General features: G+C 69.3%; 15 protein-coding genes and 2 pseudogenes. 7 read left to right on the forward strand and 10 right to left on the reverse strand.

What is annotated here, in order from left to right:
- Window positions 1-547: 547 nt before the first annotated feature.
- Window positions 548-1,057 (reverse strand): hypothetical protein, encoded by a 510-nt coding sequence (locus tag B0I31_RS04730; protein ID WP_106614099.1) that lies wholly within the window; start codon window positions 1,055-1,057, stop codon window positions 548-550.
- Between the two features lie 233 nt (window positions 1,058-1,290).
- On the opposite strand from B0I31_RS04730, the gene B0I31_RS04735 reads away from it, so the two are divergent.
- Window positions 1,291-4,116 (forward strand): AfsR/SARP family transcriptional regulator, encoded by a 2,826-nt coding sequence (locus B0I31_RS04735; RefSeq protein WP_106614100.1) that lies wholly within the window; start codon window positions 1,291-1,293, stop codon window positions 4,114-4,116.
- A 178-nt stretch (window positions 4,117-4,294) separates the two neighbouring features.
- On the opposite strand, the pseudogene B0I31_RS04740 reads toward B0I31_RS04735, so the two are convergent.
- Window positions 4,295-4,962, reverse strand: a pseudogene (locus tag B0I31_RS04740) (transposase); the annotation flags it as partial.
- A 480-nt stretch (window positions 4,963-5,442) separates the two neighbouring features.
- Between B0I31_RS04740 and B0I31_RS42875 the strand changes: the two are divergent.
- Window positions 5,443-5,523, forward strand: a pseudogene (locus tag B0I31_RS42875) (hypothetical protein); the annotation flags it as partial.
- A gap of 4 nt (window positions 5,524-5,527) precedes the next feature.
- Here the strand turns inward: B0I31_RS42875 and B0I31_RS42880 are convergent.
- The 3 genes from B0I31_RS42880 to B0I31_RS04755 are packed head-to-tail and all read right to left on the reverse strand — an operon-like array spanning window position 5,528 to window position 7,249.
- On the reverse strand, window positions 5,528-5,797 hold the full coding sequence (locus B0I31_RS42880; protein WP_181320060.1) for a hypothetical protein: 270 nt from the start codon (window positions 5,795-5,797) through the stop codon (window positions 5,528-5,530).
- A gap of 19 nt (window positions 5,798-5,816) precedes the next feature.
- Entirely contained in the window at window positions 5,817-6,530 is a 714-nt protein-coding gene (locus tag B0I31_RS04750) for a hypothetical protein (protein ID WP_106614101.1), read from the reverse strand.
- 20 nt (window positions 6,531-6,550) lie between these two features.
- A complete protein-coding gene (locus B0I31_RS04755; protein WP_106614102.1) occupies window positions 6,551-7,249 on the reverse strand; it encodes a hypothetical protein in 699 nt (232 codons plus the stop codon).
- A gap of 131 nt (window positions 7,250-7,380) precedes the next feature.
- On the opposite strand from B0I31_RS04755, the gene B0I31_RS04760 reads away from it, so the two are divergent.
- Complete coding sequence (locus B0I31_RS04760; protein WP_106614103.1) at window positions 7,381-7,770, forward strand: hypothetical protein; 390 nt, start codon at window positions 7,381-7,383, stop codon at window positions 7,768-7,770.
- Window positions 7,767-8,240, forward strand: coding sequence for a hypothetical protein (locus B0I31_RS04765; RefSeq protein WP_106614104.1), 474 nt, complete (start codon window positions 7,767-7,769; stop codon window positions 8,238-8,240). Before B0I31_RS04760 ends, B0I31_RS04765 begins: the two co-directional genes overlap by 4 nt.
- An 80-nt stretch (window positions 8,241-8,320) precedes the next feature.
- On the opposite strand, the gene B0I31_RS43050 is transcribed toward B0I31_RS04765, so the two are convergent.
- The 3 genes from B0I31_RS43050 to B0I31_RS04780 all read right to left on the reverse strand — a co-directional run bounded on the left by B0I31_RS43050 (window position 8,321) and on the right by B0I31_RS04780 (window position 11,395).
- A complete protein-coding gene (locus B0I31_RS43050) occupies window positions 8,321-9,400 on the reverse strand; it encodes a Mu transposase domain-containing protein (RefSeq protein ID WP_425444347.1) in 1,080 nt (359 codons plus the stop codon).
- A gap of 746 nt (window positions 9,401-10,146) precedes the next feature.
- Window positions 10,147-10,659: a nitroreductase/quinone reductase family protein gene (locus tag B0I31_RS43055; RefSeq protein WP_219910597.1), complete on the reverse strand. Its 513-nt coding sequence runs from the start codon at window positions 10,657-10,659 to the stop codon at window positions 10,147-10,149.
- Window positions 10,616-11,395 carry a glucose 1-dehydrogenase gene (locus tag B0I31_RS04780; protein WP_106614105.1) on the reverse strand — a complete coding sequence of 260 codons (780 nt, stop codon included), beginning with the start codon at window positions 11,393-11,395 and terminating at the stop codon, window positions 10,616-10,618. Before B0I31_RS04780 ends, B0I31_RS43055 begins: the two co-directional genes overlap by 44 nt.
- 140 nt (window positions 11,396-11,535) lie before the next feature.
- On the opposite strand from B0I31_RS04780, the gene B0I31_RS04785 reads away from it, so the two are divergent.
- On the forward strand, window positions 11,536-12,180 hold the full coding sequence (locus tag B0I31_RS04785) for a TetR/AcrR family transcriptional regulator (RefSeq protein WP_106614666.1): 645 nt from the start codon (window positions 11,536-11,538) through the stop codon (window positions 12,178-12,180).
- 770 nt (window positions 12,181-12,950) lie between these two features.
- On the opposite strand, the gene B0I31_RS04790 is transcribed toward B0I31_RS04785, so the two are convergent.
- Entirely contained in the window at window positions 12,951-13,700 is a 750-nt protein-coding gene (locus B0I31_RS04790) for an SDR family NAD(P)-dependent oxidoreductase (RefSeq protein ID WP_106614106.1), read from the reverse strand.
- Between the two features lie 126 nt (window positions 13,701-13,826).
- On the opposite strand from B0I31_RS04790, the gene B0I31_RS04795 reads away from it, so the two are divergent.
- Window positions 13,827-14,264 carry an Rrf2 family transcriptional regulator gene (locus B0I31_RS04795; RefSeq protein WP_106614107.1) on the forward strand — a complete coding sequence of 146 codons (438 nt, stop codon included), beginning with the start codon at window positions 13,827-13,829 and terminating at the stop codon, window positions 14,262-14,264.
- Window positions 14,265-14,358: 94 nt separating this feature from the next.
- Window positions 14,359-14,868: a response regulator gene (locus B0I31_RS04800; RefSeq protein ID WP_106614108.1), complete on the forward strand. Its 510-nt coding sequence runs from the start codon at window positions 14,359-14,361 to the stop codon at window positions 14,866-14,868.
- Between the two features lie 192 nt (window positions 14,869-15,060).
- Here B0I31_RS04800 and B0I31_RS04805 read toward each other — a convergent pair whose 3' ends face one another.
- The gene (locus B0I31_RS04805; RefSeq protein WP_181319993.1) at window positions 15,061-15,930 is read right to left on the reverse strand and encodes a helix-turn-helix transcriptional regulator; all 870 of its coding nucleotides are present in this window, start codon (window positions 15,928-15,930) and stop codon (window positions 15,061-15,063) included.
- Window positions 15,931-15,966: the final 36 nt, after the last annotated feature.

Below are 15,966 nucleotides of genomic sequence, written 5' to 3' on the forward strand. Positions count from 1 at the left end.
ACCCGGCACCCGAACGCACCACGACGACATGGTCAACCTTCCAACGCGATCATGGAACGCTGGATCCGGACCGGCCGACGCGAACTCCTCGACCGCACGCTGATCTGGAACCGGCGGCACCTGCTGCACGACCTGCGCGAGTAAGAGCAGTTCTACAACACCCACCGCCCCCATCAAGGCATCGTCAACGCCCGACCACTACAACCGCTGCCACAGCCGACCACCGACCAAGCAGCGGTCACCCGACTCGACATCCGCCGTCGGCAACGACTGGGCGGCATCCTCAATGAGTACCACCACGCCGCCTGACCTGCACGGACGACATTTTCGGCAAGCACAAGCTCGTCGGCCAGCAGCGCCTCGAATTCGGCGACCGCGCGCTCCGGGTCCCCGGCCGCACCCCGGCAGTGGGCGAGGTTGTGGCGGGTGGTCAGGGTGCGGAAGTGGTCGGTGTCCGGACGCGGCCGCGTCCTGGCCCACCCTGTGCCCGTCACCCAGGTGCTCCGGGTCGGGCCTCCGCGCGAAGGCCCGACCCGGAGTAGCGGGATCAGCAGTTCACCGTGACCCGCGGACTCTCCACGGCGATGCGGCTCGACGCGACCGCCGGGATGTTGACGGCACCGTTCGCAGTGGCGGTGGTGGCGTCGCGCTTCTTGTCGCACAGCGCGGACAGCGTGATCGCCGTGCCGTAGCACGCCGCCCGGTAGCCGCCGGACAGCCCGCTGTCGTAGCACGCGTCGTCACGGACCTGCGTGGACGGGCTGGGCTGCGCCCACATATTGATCACCGCGCCGCTCATCTGGAACCCGGTGGAGCGGTGGTTCCACACGATCATGACCGCCTTGTACACCGGTTCGACCCCGTTGTGGGAGTTGATCAGGCACACGTCGACGCTGTAGGTCGAGGTGTTTCTCTCGGTGCAGTGCCAGTTGCCCGGGTACGGGTAGGCGACCGGCGTCGACCAGGTCCGCACCGCCGCCGAGGCCGGTGGCGCGAACGCGGCCGCCACCAGCAGGCCCGACAGCAGGGCCGTGAGCACACCGATGATCCTCTTCACATTGCGCTCCAATGGTTTCTTTGAAGGTGGCCGGCCCGTCCCCTCCGCGAGCCGGCTGCCGACGAGTGTCCGGGGGAGTGGTCCAGTCCTGGCCGCCGGACGTTCGTAGCGACGTTGTGGACCGGGACCAGGATGTGCGCCCGATCGTGTGAACCGCTCACAGTTTTCCTGTACGGCGCTGGTCAAGCGGCTATGCCTGGTGTCGATGAGCCATCTGGGAGAGGGGCGGTGTAGTGGCGGCGGTGGTACGTCTGTTGGGCGAGGTGGGCGCGGAGGTCGACGGGCGACTGGTGGAGCTGGGCACTCCCCGGCAACGGTGTGTACTGGCCGCGTTGGCGATCGACGCCGGGCGGGTCGTGCCGGCGGACCGGTTGGTCGAGCGCGTGTGGGGCGTGGATGCGGCGCCGCGGGCGCGGTCGACGCTGCACAACTACATCTCCCGCCTGCGAGGGGTGCTGGCCGGTGCGGCCGGGGTGGCCATCGTGCGCCGCTCGGGCGGCTACGCCCTGATTGCCGACACGGCCGAGCCTGTGGTGGACCTGTACAGGTTCCGAGCCTTGTGCTCGGCCGCTGAGGCGGCAGTCGACGACGAGTTGACGGCTCGGCTGCTGACCGAGGCGCTCGCGCTGTGGCGCGGGGACGCACTGACCGGTGTGGCCGGGGAATGGGTGGCGGCCGAGCGTGATCGACTGGAACAAGAGAGGTTGGCGACCGAGCACGAACTGGTCGACGCCCGGCTGCGCGCCGGAGACGGCGGGGAGTTGCTGGCAGAGCTGTCCGCACGTGCCGTACGGCACCCGCTGGACGAGCGAGTGGCGGGCCAGTACCTGGTGGCTTTGCACCGGGCCGGGCGCACCACTGACGCCTTGGAGCACTACAGACACGTCCGTACGCAACTCGTAGACGAGTTGGGCACCGACCCCGGCGCCGCCCTGCAGGAGCTGCATCGGCAGATCCTTGCCGCCGATCCCAGCCTCGCCGCAGCACCCACGCGCACAACCCGCACAGCCGCAGCGCCCCAGCCGGTGGTGCCCCGTCAGCTACCCGCCGCTCTCGCGTCCTTCGTCGGCCGCGAGGACGCACTGCAGGAACTGGACGACCACTTGAACGCGACGGCCACGACGGGCCCAGTCGGCATCGTCTCCATCGTCGGCACCGGAGGCATGGGAAAAACCTCGCTGGCACTGCACTGGGCCCACCAGCACACCGGCCGATTCCCGGACGGACACCTGTGGGTCGACCTCCGCGGCTTCAGCCCAGACCATCCCAGGCAGGCAGGCGACGTGCTGGCCGACTTCCTCGCAGCCTTGGGCGTCGACCGCGACCGCCTTCCCCGGGACATCGACGCCCGTGCCGCGCTCTACCGCACCCACACCACCGGCAAGCGGATGCTGATCCTGCTCGACAACGCAGCCACCGCCGACCAAGTCGTCCCTCTCCTACCCGGCGGTGACGCGTGCGCCGTCCTGATCACCAGCCGCAACCGGCTCCCCGCCCTGCTCACCCGCCACGGTGCCCGACCCATCCCCGTCGACGTGCTCACCGACGCCGAAGCGCGCTCCCTGCTCGCTACCGCACTCGCCGACGTCCAGACCCCTGTCACCGTCCAGCGGGCGGTCACCGAGCTGATCACGCTGTGCGGCGGATTGCCCCTTGCCCTCGGCCTGATCACCGCACGCATCCGCACCCACCCGCACCTCCTCGATGACATCGTCGTCGACCTGCGTGAATTCGGCCTGGACGCCCTGAGCTCGGACGACCCCGACGGCTGCCTGACCGTCGTACTGTCTTGGTCCCTGCGCCACCTCGGCGAACGGCACCGCGCAGCGTTCGCGCTGCTCGCGATCGCCCCCGGACCCGACACCGGTCTGCCCGCCGCCATCAACCTCACCGGACTGTCCGCACGCGAGACGCACTCCGTGCTACGCGCACTGACGGACGCATCACTGATCACCCAGGCACCCGGCGGCCGCTACGCCATGCACGACCTCGTCCGCGCCTACGCCGCCACCACCGCTTACCGCGATCTGACCGAACAGGCGCGGCAAGCGGCGCTGGGACGCGTGCTCGACTTCTACACCCACACCGCCTACCAAGCCGATCTACTGCTGGACGTGCACCGCGGACCCCTCGGACTCGCGCCGCCCTCACCCGGCACGCATGTCCATTCGCCGGCCGATGCGACCGAGGCGATGGCCTGGTTCGACTCCGAGCGCGCCACCCTGCTCGCCGCCCAGCACGTCGCGGCCCTCCAACACAGCCACCACACCGTGTGGTGGCTGGCGATGTCCCTGGACACGTTCCACCACCGGCGAGGCCATCGTCACGACCGCCTCGTCGCGTGGCGTGCCGCGACGCACGCCACGGAACACCTGACCGACCAGGTACCTCGCCTCGTAGCCCACCGGCACCTCGGGCGCGCCTGCGCCGCCCTGGGATTGCACGAGGAAGCAATCGGACACCTGCACCATGTCCTCGACCCCACTGAGGGTCAGGGAGCCCTCTACGAACAGGCACACGCCCTCCTGACACTCGCACGGGTGTGGGGCAGGCACGACGATCACAAAGCCCTCGATTACGCCAAACAAGCACTTCACCTGTTCCGCGACCTCGACCGGCCATTGTGCGAAGCCCACGGACGCAACGCTGTGGGCTGGTATACCGCCCGACTCGGCGACTACGACACCGCACGCAGCCACTTCCGCACCGCTCTCACCCTGCACCGACAACACCACAACCCCACCGGTGAAGCGAACACCCTTGACAGCCTCGGCTACGTCGAGCACAACACCGGCGACCACCACGAAGCTGTGCACTACTACCGGCAAGCCCTCGCCCTGCGCCGCAGCCTCGGCAACGCCTACGACGCCGCCAGCACCCTCGAGCACCTCGGCTCTCCGCACGCCGCTCTCGGCCAGCACGACCACGCCCGCGTGGCCTGGCGCGAAGCCCTGGCGATGTACCGGCAACAAGGCCGCGAGTCAGACGCCGAAGGGGTACTTCGGCAACTCGACGCCCTCGTGCATGCGGAGACACCGACCTCAGCGGGAACGTCCTAACCCTCCCATCGCGTCGCTCCCTGCGCCCACGCCGTCGGCCGGATCCTGAAGAAGTGCAACACCCTCTGAGGCTGATCACAGTGACATCACCGTGAGACAGCACAGGGAACGCACAGGTCGCAGAGGATCGGCATGTCACCGGCGCGGAATTTGTCAAGGTGAGTGAGACCAGTGGGTGTTAGGCGGCTTCTGTCTCGGTCCGCTGCGTGGTGTCGTCGGCCGGCCGGTTGAGCCAGACGGTGTCGGGTAGGTCGAGGATCTTCAGTGCTGTGGTGATGCCGCTTAACCGGCGTGGGTGGCGAGCGCGGGCCTCGGCGAGCACGGTGCGTCTGCCGGCGGCTGTGGCGGCTGCGAGTCCGAAGTGGACGTCGGCGGGTGTGTGCAGGCCGATGCCGGTGTGGCGGTGCTCGTGGTTGTACCAGTGAGTGATCTCGTCCATGAATGTCCTGGACGCGGTGAGTGATCCGAAGCGTTCGGGGAATTCCGGACCGTACTTCAGGGTTTGAACAGTGCTTCGGAGTACGGGTTGTCGTTGGACACCCGAGGTCGCGAGTGTGATCGGGTGACGTCGAGATCGGCAAGCAGGGCCGCGACGGTCTTGCTGGTCATCGAGGTGCCCCGGTCGGCATGCACGACCTGCGGGATGCCGTGGACGGACAAGATCCGTTCCATCAGCTCCCTCGCCAGGACACCGGATTCGTGGGCGTGGACGTGCACGCCGACGATGTACCGGGAGTAGATGTCGATCATCACGTAGGCGTCGTAGTAGGTGCCCTTCACCGGGCCGGCGAGCTTGGTGATGTCCCGGCTGTAGACCTGCCGGGGCGCGGTCGCGACCAGCTCCGGGCCTGCACAATAAGGCCACCGAGCACTTGAACCAGGCTCTCGCCCTGGCCGTGCACCACCGCGACACCGCCGAACATGCACACACCCACCAACAGCTCGCGGTTGCCTGGGGGCGACAGGCAGACGACCGGCGGGGCCTGGAACACGCACGACATGCTCTCCACCTCTACCGCACCCTTGGCCAGCCGGTGAGGGAAGCCGAAGCGCTCAACTCCGTGGGCTGGTTCGCCGCGCGCTTGGACGACTTCGACACTGCTCGTGACCACCGTCTAGTGGCGCGTCTCTGAGGGTTGACCCGGTAGTCGATCGGTCGGGCTGATCGGCGAGGCTGGTCCTGCATGTCAAGTGCGGGAGGTGGTCGTGGCTCGTCGACCGAGTGTGTTCGTCAGACCGTTGTCGATGGAGGAAGGCCGGAAGATCCAGCGGATCACCAGGACCGCGAAGGACCCGGTGCGGCTGAGGCGGGCGATCGTGGTGCTGATGTCCGGCCAGGGCCAGGCGGTCCGCGACATCACCTCGTTGATGCAGGTGAGCGAGGACTACGTCCGTGACGTGATCCACGCGTTCAACGAGCGGGGGTTCGCGGCGCTGGACCCAAAATGGAGCGGCGGACGTCGAGCAGGAACGGTGCTGCGGACGCGGCCGCGGGCATGGCGGCACCGCTGTGCCCGTGGACGAACGCGCCTCCGTCGAGGCTCGCGGTCGCCTGGGCCGCGGCGACGGTGCCGGTCGCCTGGGCGAGGCCGCGCAGGCCGGGCTCGATCACGTCGGGCCGGTAGAAGACCGGGTAGCCCGGTACGGCCCGCCAGTCGACCGGAGCGGTCGTCGTGGTCATGACGACACGATACGGAGGCTCACGCGACCGGTGCGATGCTCAGCACGCAGCCGCCCACCACTGTCAACGTCCACCCGCCCACGCAGGCGGCGAGCAGGTGGACGTGCACCGGCCACGCCGCCCATCCCGGTGGTGCGCAGTCGGCCGCGGCGGAGAGGGACAGCACGAAAGCGATCACCGCCCACCAGCCCAGGTTCCGGTGGATCAGGCCGATGGTCCCCTCCAACAGGGCCTCGTGTCGGGGGTGCCGCAGGTTCGCGTAGCGGGACGGCAACTCCTGCGGGTCGATCAGCTCCGGTTCGAGGCTGGGGAAGGCCCGGTGCACGAAGTCGATCACCTCGGCCATGTTCGGCGACGTGCTCAACCGCGACGGCGGGGTGGCGGTCGGTTCGACGTCGTAGACGGGGACCTTCGCGGCGATCGCGAACCAGGGAACCGGTCGGTCCCCGGCGCTCGTGGACAGCCTGCTGTCCGGGAGCGCGCGGATCGCCCGCCCGAGGGTGTCCGCGAGATCCCGGCCGACCGTCCGTCCCAGGTGCCCGATCAGAGCGGCCTCTCGGATCCACGCCTCCTCTCCCGCGGCGCCGGACGGTCGCAGGGTCCCGATCGCGTCGAGGTCGTTCCGGAACTCCGCCATCCCGCGCCTCTGCTCGGCGGTCAGCAGCCGCGCCAGCTCCGCCACGTCCACGTCGAGCGCGCCCACCGGTGGCGTCGACGACCGCATCTCCGTCACCTGCGCTCCTCCGGGCCCGGTCACTGCGCCTGCGCCCTCGTCGCGCGGGCCACTCGGACGCCTTCCTCGAACTCCTCCCGGCCGATGGATCGCATGCCCTCGCACGTGCCGGCGGAGAAGGCGAACAGGTCGGAGGAGAAGGGCTTCTCGAAGGCGACGGTCACGTTGCGCGGCGGGATCTCCCACACCGGCGACGCGTAGGCCACGCCGGGTTGGTTGGACACGATCTTCTTCGACCCCAGGAACACGTCGTAGATCGCCGAGTAGACGATCAGCGCGGGGTAGTCCGACTCGCGGCGCTGGGCGACGCAGAGGCTCTTGGGCTGGACGGTGTCGGACAGGGAGAACGTGATGTCCGCCCCGAGGCCCATGCTGTAGGTGTTGTTCAGCTCCCAGGTCGCGATGGTGAACTCGAACTGCCGGTAGCCGAGCCCGTTCGTCGTCGGCGCCTCCCGCTCCAGCCTCATGAACGCGTCGAACACCATCACGTCGAGGTCGCGCCCCTCCGGCTGCGCTCCCCGCAAGTAGAACGGGATGCGGATGGCGGAGCGCTCGTACTCGACCTCGGGGTCCTTGGGGAAGGCGCGTTGCCGGGAGTGCAGTTCCTCCGTGCCCAGCGGTTCGACCCGCTCCGCCGGTCCGCGCCTGCCGGTGCCGGATCCGGAGAAGGATGCGGTGTTCTCGGCACTGCTCGGGTTCGGCCAGCCTTTCTCGGTCATCAGGACCCCCAATCGGCTCGGTGAACGGAATTCTGCTCGCCGGGTGCTCGGCGGGACCAGGTCTATCGCCCGTTGGTGAGGTCCGGTGGCGCGTACATGCCCCGAGCAGGTCCGGTCCGGCATGGTGAGGCGTGACTGTCGGTCACCGGCCGTTGCTCCGGCAGGTGACCGACCACGTGGTGCAGGCGCAGGTGAGCGGTGACCCCGAACTGCTCCAGCGCGCCGTCGCGGTGCTGCGGGCCGGGGTGCAGGCCCGGCCGCGGGACCCGGCCGCGCTCGCCGACCTCGGCGCCGCGCTCGTCACCTGGTATGTGTTCGCCGCCGCGGCGGGTGACCTCGCCGAGGCCGGTGCGCTGTTCGACCGGGCCCGGGCCGCCGTCCGGCGGGGCGATCCCCAGCTGGCGCCTGTCCTCAGCCTCGTCGGGTCGTGGCTGGCGCTCACCGCCGAGACCGCCGCCCAAGCCCGCGAAGCCGTGAGGGTGCTTCGCCGGGCTGTCGCTGTGAACAGCCCGACGCGGTGAGCTGGCCCGGTTACGCCTCCGCGCTCGCCGCCGCGATCCACGGCGCCTACCTGTTCACCGGCAAGCGGCGGATGCTCGACGAGGCGGTCGACCTCGCCAGGTGGGCCGTGCAGGCCTCGGACCCTGAGCAGGACCACGACCTGCCCCGCCACCGGATGAACCTCAGCAGTGCGCTGCTCGAGCGCTTCGACCGCGCTGGTGAGATCGCCGACCTGGACGAGGCGATCACCGAGGTCCGCTTGGCGATCGCAGCTCGCGGACCGCACCAAACGGACACGCATTCACTGCAGAGCACGCTCGGCCACGCCCTGGCCCGAAGGTCGACCGAGACCGCCAACGGCGAAGACCTGGACGACGCCGTCACCGCGCTGCGGCTGTCAGTCGAACTGCCTCCCGATCACGGTGACCGCGCGCCGCACTTGACGAACCTGGCCGTTTGTCCTGCACAGCCGGTACGCGTTCCGCGGTGATCGCAACGACTTGGACGACGGCCTCCGGGCGGCCGAGGACGCGGTGACGGCAGGAGCCGGCGGGGACCGCGGCAAGTTCCTCAGCAACCTGTCGCTGTTGCAGCTGGCCGCGGTCGAGGCCGGTGACGTGCACCTCTTCGACCAGGCCATGGACATCGCCCGGCTGGCCGTGAAGGCGACCGGCGAAGAACACCCCCAGCTCGGGCGGCGGTGGCCGCGTAGGCGGACAGGTCGATCACGACGTGGGCTGCGGGCCCGGTCGCGGGAAGGCCGCGCAGCTTCGCCGCCGCCGAGGGCGGACGGCGTGTCTTGTGGGTGCAGGGCCTCTCGGAGGTGGAACCGGCGAGCACGGCCTGTTCGAGTGCGACGACGTGCCCCTCGTCCCGGATGACCAGTCCCGCGCCGTCGACGGCTCGCCGGTGGATGGCGACGGTCGCGGCGCGCGCGGTGACGATCCGCAGTGTGTCGGCCCCGAGCCGGTGCCGGACCTGGACCTGCGCGCCGGCCAGGCCCGGTGGCACCGAGTAGGAGTTGCCGCGGAACGCGACCAAGGCCTGCGCGGTGACCACGCGGGCGACGTCGAACTCGGCCGGGAACGCCACGACCGGGACCGCGTGCAGCTCCTCGGTCCGCCGCGAGCTCGGCGACCGTGGCGGGCGGCCCGTCACGGACCCGGCGGCGGCCGTCCAGCTCGACCGCGAGCCGGTCGACGCCGGCTTGGGCCTGGGTGACCGTGGCGTCGTCGGCCAGCGTGCGCGACCAACGTTGCGCCGCGGAGTGGTTGGCCTTCTCGACCACGCCCTTGCGGTTGCCCCGCCGGGGAGGGCAGACCACCGACCTGACGCCGTAGTGCTTGGCGACCTGGGCGAACGCCGCCGTGATCCGGCCCGACGCCGGTGAGCAGACCGTGGCCATCCGGTCGAACCGCCAGACCCGGGGGACCCCGCCCAGCTTGCGCACCACCGCGTCCAGCGCCTCGACCAAGTGTGGGAAGTCCTCCGCCTCGGCCAGTACCGCCCGCCAACGCCCCGAGTGCGCCAACGCCCCGACCAGCAGGTGCGCGTGCCGGCCCAGGCCCCAGGCGGCGGGCGGGTCGGGCAGCTCGACCGAGTCCCACTGGGTCTCCTCGCCCGCCGGATGGGCGATGATCGCGACGTCACGACCCCTGGTGGCCTGACATGGTTCGCGGTGCGGGCGCAGCCGGTGCTCGCGGATCGCCGCGGTCAGCGACGGGTAGGAGCCGGTGAAGCCGAGGCCGACCAGCTCGTCGAGCAGCGTCGAGGCCCACAGGTGCGGGTCGTCGGCCAGCCGCGCCCGGCAGTAGGCCAGGAACGGCTCGATCACCGTCGGCCGGGTGCGTCGGCGTCTGCCCCGCACACCGGGCACGGCACGGGCACACCCCGAGTGCGGGCCGTGACCACCACGATGCCTTCGCTCTCTGCCACGTCCTGGACAACCAGCGCCGGCAATCCGGAAAACACCGTCCCCACAAGGGAATCGACATCCATCACAAGATCATGACCGCGAACGGCTACTGTGCGTTACCGCCGAATACGGGTCAGAGCCGCTCGTTTTACAGTCCCAACCGGCCCGGTCGGCCGCCCACGGGCAGGCGGGTCCCGGTGATCCACGCGTGCAACGAGCGGGGTTCACGGCACTGGACCCAAATGGAGCGGGGGACGCCCGACGGTGATCGGCGAGGCGATCCGGCAACGGATCTGCCTGATCGCGCAGACGTCCCCCGCCTCCAGCGTTCTCACCTGATTGCTGCCGAACTGCGTGCCCGGCTGCTCTGATGGCCAGGCGCAGGTGGGTCGTTGTCTCAGAGGGCATGTGGCGCCTCGCCTCGATGTCGGTTGTGGGGTGTGGCGAGTGCGAAGAGCAGGGTCGCTGCCCAGGGTGACGTTCACGGCTGGGGGAAGGTGACACGCATCAACCTGCTGTCCATCCAGTCTTCGAGCCGGGTCGGCCGGATCGTGCCGGGGTCGTGGGGCTGGTTGAGGTCAGCGACGATCTCTGCTAGCACCGCCTGACGTTCCGCTGGGTCGGTTACGGGCGTGGCCCGCGCGGCGAGGTCCACACGGACCCCGTTCTTCAGGTGGAAGGTGAAGTCGGGGTTGGCGAGCAGGTTCGCATGCCAGTCGGTAGCGGCCCCACCGGCTCCGCTGCACAGGTAGGTCCTTCCGGCGGCTCGGTAGAAGAAGATCTCGATGCGGCGCGGTCTGCCCGTGCGGCGTCCCCGGGTCGTGATGTCGATGATCCGTCGCGCGTCCCTGCGGCGGGGGTGATCTCGATAGCCCGCCGGATGCGTTCGGGGAGGTGCGACAACGACTCGTCTCGTGGGGAGTCGTTCGATCCGGCCGGGGTCCGGGTACTCACACCGGCTCGCTCTGAAGAGCGGGACCGAGCAGAAGACCACCGTCGATGACGTACTCCGACCCCGTGATGAACGCCGCTGCCGAGGAGCTGAGGAACAGGAGTAGGTGGGTGACGTCGGCCGGCTCCCCTAGCCGGGGGATGGCGAACGGCTCAGGCGAGTAGAAGTCGGCGATTGCTGCTGTGGCGCCGGCTGCCGGCTCGTTGATGAACGGCGTTGCGATCACACCGGGGTGGATCGTGTTCACGCGGATACCGTCGCGGCCGAGCTCAAGAGCTGCGGTGCGGGTGAGCCCCCGCACGGCCCACTTGCTGGCGACATAGGGTGCGTAGTGGGCCGTGCCCCCAAGGCTCATGGTCGAGGCGATGTTGACGATGGACCCTCCCGCAGCACGGCGCAAGGCGGGTGCGGCAACCTTCATGCCGAGGAAGGTGCCGGTGAGGTTGATGTCCAAGATGCGCGACCAGATCGCTTGGTCAGTGTGCTCGATCGGTGCCGGTGGATTCTGGACGCCTGCGTTGTTCACCAGCACGTTCAGGCCGCCAAAGATGTCCTCGGCAGCGCGGATCGCAGCAGACCACGACGTCTCGTCAGTGACGTCGAGTTTCGTGAAATGAGCACGGTCGCCAAGCTCCTCGGCGAGCGCCGCGCCGCGGTCGGCGTCGATGTCGCCGATCACCACGTTCGCGCCCTCGGCATGGAACGCGCGGATGTGGCTCGCGCCCTGGCCGCCGGCTCCGCCGGTGACAAGCGCGGTCTGGCTTCTGAAGCGGGTCATGAACGTCCTTCATAGGTAGGCAGACTGGATGAAATCACTGACGACCTCGAGACCTAGTGGTGAGTCGAGTGGCTCACCTCTTGACGAGGGTAAGCTGCGACTGTTGGCGAGTCAAGCCACTCACCTCGTATGATCGGTTCATGAGCAGTGTTGTGCCCACATACCACCAGCGGGTTGCCAAGGAGAAGCGCGACCTGATCGTGGCGGCGGCAACCGCGCTGTTCCTCGAACTGGGATATGACCGGACCTCGCTCGCGCGGATCGCAGAGCGCTCCGGGGTCTCGAGAGCCACCCTGTTCAAGCAGTTCCCCACCAAAGCGGCCTTGTTCGATGCCATCGTCACCGAGTCCTGGTCAGCCGCTGACGAGGGGGAACCTCCGCCGGCAGGCAACATCGTCGACGGACTCAGCGCCATGGGTCGCCGTTACGCCGAGCTGCTAGGCCGTGCCCAGATGACCGACCTGTTCAGGATCGTCATCGCCGAACTGCCGCGGTTCCCGGAGTTGGCCGATGCGCAGTTCTCGCACGGGAAGATGCCCTACTTCGAGTCCGTACGCAGCTACCTCCTGGCTGAGCACGAGGCGGGAACGGTGCGAATCGAGGACGTGGACCTCGCAGCCACCCAGTTCCTGGGCATGATCTCCAACTACGTCTTCTGGCCAACACTCCTGGTGCCGGGCTGGGAGGTGAGCGCCGAACGCGTCGCTCAGGTAGTCGACGAGGCCGTCCGCACCATCGCCGCCCGGTACGCCGCGACTGGACCAGGGGCGTCCACCAACGACTGAGTACCGCCGACAACATGTCGGCCTGGGAACAGCTCCGGAGATCACCCAGTCGTGCGCGGGTTCGGGCTCGATCGTCGAGGTCCACCTTGCGCTGAGGTTCGGGGCCCAGGCGCCAGAGGCTCGAATGTCGTTATGTCCGCCCCGTCAGGTCGATCATGTCGTCGACGCTACTGCTGGAAGCGGCTCCGGTCGTCCCCCTCGGACGGGTTCCCCGGCTACCCCCGTGGTGGTAGCACCGTGATGGCCCTGCGGGCCGGAGGCAGAGCCAGGGGTCCGAGACTGGTGCTGCGGGGCCCCGGGATTGATCGGGCATTCGCTGAACCGTGGCGCCGTTCGGAGACCTCCTGAGACGCTGCCGCACGAGCAGCACGGCCTGCCCGCGAGGGGGCGGATCGAGATCGACGCTCACCGCCGGACCACGCAACCCCACCGACGCCATGCTGCGCGCTGGTGTCGCAAGAGCCTGGTTCGACGGCCGCCCCGGCCCCTACCGTGCCGGGTATGGACGCTGCCGGCGGACCAAGCTCACGCCGGCCACACCAGCTACGCCGCCATCCGGATATTCCGGTAAGCCGCAGGATCGAAGCAGATCAGGACGACCGGCGCGGCCGGCATAACGTGGGTCCGGCCGTTGACGACGAACGATCTCGGGTCCACTGTGGGCGTTCCTCCCGAGGTCCGGATGCGCCACAACCGTCCGCCGGGCGGTGCCGCCGGGAAACCCGGCTTCTGCCTACGGCAGTGATGGCCCGCCCACGGGAACCTTCGGGTCAGGCGTTGTAGCCGCCGTGGGCGTCCAGCACCGCGCCCGTGACGTACGAGGCGGCGGGGCTCGCCAGGAAGGCGATCGCGGCGGCCATCTCCCGCGGATGACCCATGCGCTGCAGTGACAGCGAGCCGAGCAGCGTCTTGAGGGTCTCGGGGTCGGGTGCTTCGATCCCGCCCTCCATCAGTCCGGCTTCCACCACGTTGGCCGTGATGCCTCGGGGTGCGAGGTCGCGAGCGGCGCCCATGGTGTACCGCTCGATCCCCGACTTGGTCGCGGCGTAGTCGGCGTTGCCGGGGACGCCGACCCGGGAGCCCAGTCCCGAGCTCACCGTGATGATGCGGCCGTCGGCGCGTAGCACCCGGGAGGCGGCCCGGATGATCGCGATCACGCCGAGGTAGTTCGTGGCGTGCATGCGATCCAGCGCGGCGGTGTCGGCGTCCGGGTCGTCCACCGTGCCCGCCACGCCGATCGCCGCGTTGTTGACGAGGATGTCCAGGCCGCCGAACTGCGCGACCACCGCGTCGATCAGCGCCGGTGCCCCGCTCGGGTCCGCCTGGTCGGACCGGAAGGCCGCGACCTTCGCGCCCGTGGCGCGCACCTCGTCGACCACGGCCTGTGCCAGCTTCTCCGAGTTGACGTAGGTGAACCCGACGTCGGCGCCCTGCTCGGCCAAGAGCCTGACGGTGGCGGCACCCAGTCCGCGGGACCCTCCGGTGACCAGGGCGACCTTGCCGGTGAGCGGCTCGTTCATTGTTCCCACCTCGCTGTTCGATCCTTCAGTGGTCGTAACACTAATCGTTACGACTCACTGTCGCAACTGTTGCTGTTACGACAGAGCGGCCGTAACATGGCGTGTTACGGCCGAGAGGAGGGCTTCGTGAGCGCCAACAGCAGGTTGACCATCGCCGCGCACGCGCTGGCCTGGATCGGCCTCTACCAGCGTCGCGGCCATGACGTGGCCACGTCCGAGCAGATCGCGGGCAGCGCGAACACCAACCCCGTGGTGATCAGGCGGCTGCTCGGCGAGCTGCGCAGGGCGGGGCTCGTGGAGTCCCGGCGTGGCGCGGGCGCCGGCTGGGCGCTGGCACGCGAGCTGGAGTCGATCACCCTGCTCGACGTGTACGACGCGGTGGAGCCCGGCCCGCTGTTCGCGATGCACCGCGCCACCCCGGACCAGGAGTGCGTGGTGGGCTACGGCATCCGGCCGGCGATGCAGGGCATCTATGGGGGCATCGAGGAGACGCTGAGAGCCGAGTTGGCCCGCGTCACGATGCAGGACGTGCTCCAGGACGTCCTCGCGGTACCGCGCCAGTAGCTCTACGGCGGCGCCCTCACTGCCGGCCCGGGAGCACTGCGGCTTCGCCATGAACCTGCGTATGCCGATCACCGAGGACGGAACATGATTTCGCATACTCGTCGTCGACGACCAGGCGCTGTTCCGACGTGGGCTCGTGGCCCTGTTCACCGCCGCGCCGGGGGGCGAGGTGGTCGGCGAGTCCGCTGATGGTGCCGAAGCTGTCGCGCTGGCGGGCGAGATCCGCCCCGACGTGATCCTGATGGACATCAGGACGCCGGTGCTGGACGGGATCGCGTCCACTCGTCGCATACGGCTTGTCGAGCCCCTGCGACAACCCCGCGAGGTCAAGGTCGCCGATCCGTGGGGCGACTCCGCGTGGGGCTGCATCCGGCACGCCGAAGACGTCATCATCAACGAGCCGGACCGGTGCGCACGCCTTAAACACAGGTCGGACCACGTGGCCGACTTCTGGCACCCAACAGGTGCCGTCACACGCGTGGAGCAACTCATCGCCGACCGCGCGCGGCGGGCCCTGATCGCACTGGAGTCGGCGGTGATCGCCCCGCAAGCCAAGCCCGCACTGGCGGAACTGGTCGTATCCGCCACCGCGCGCACGCGTTGAGCCGGATCGGGTGATCGCGCCGAGGGGGCGCTGTTGATCGACTTGCCAACCGGCCAGGGGCGCGGTGACCGGGCCGGTCGTGCGCTCGGACTGGACGGGCGGACCACATCGTGGCCGTGCGCTGACCGACCTGGTCGTGATGGCACCCCACGGGCCGGGTGTTCGTCACCGGTCCGGACGTCGTGCGCAGCGTCACCGCAGGATCGGGGCCGAGCTCGGCGCGACAAGTCGAGTACCGACCCAGGCGCCCAGGTAAGTGCTTCCCTGGCTGACGGAGGTGATCAGTTCCGTCGGGTTGTGGCCGGTGAGTGCGCGGAAGTCGCGGTTCAGGTGCGACTGGTCAGTATATCCGCACGCCGCCGCGATGTGGGACCACAGCGGTGGATTCGGTCGAGTGGCGAGGTCGATCGCTTTGTGGAGGCGGGCGATGCGGGCGATTGTTTTGGCAGGCAGCCCGACCTGTTCGCGGAAGCGGGCGTTGAGGTGCTGGCGCGACCACCCGATCTGGTCGGCCACGGCGTCGATCCTCGCCCGCCCGGCCGACGTGATGAGTTGACGCCAGGCACCTTGAAGTGGTGTGGCGAGCGCTGGGCCATCGGAGATCCAGGTGGTGAGCCGCTCGTCGAGGATCCGCAGCCGTTCGGACCAGGTGCCGGCCTCGGCGAGCTGTTCCGACAACCGTCGGGCTCGCGGGCCGAGCAGCTCGTGGAGGCTGACGTCGGTGTTGGCGATCTCCTTCAGGGGGAGGCCGAACAGGGCCTTGGCGCCATGCGGCGACAACTCCACGATGACAGCTGTTTCCCGGCCGGTCTGTTCGTAGCTCGTCGGCTGGTCGCTGAGCCCCCTGACGGGTGAGGGGACGGAGGCCGCCGGTGTCCCGTCGATCGCGCGCGTGACGGAGGTGTCGATGTCGATGATCAACGTGACCGAGCCGAGCGCCGTCATCCTGCACGTGGTCGGCTCGGTCCACGTGCGGCTGTACCCACCATAGGCCAGGACGTGGCCGGCCAGCGCCGGACGTGGCAGGCGCAGCACGAAGGACGTATCGCCAGTACGGCGCATGGGCTCTGGCTCTGTGTGCACGTATCCCCCTGAGTA

The sequence above is a fragment of the Saccharothrix carnea genome, from assembly GCF_003014735.1.
Taxonomy (GTDB): Bacteria; Actinomycetota; Actinomycetes; order Mycobacteriales; family Pseudonocardiaceae; genus Actinosynnema; species Actinosynnema carneum.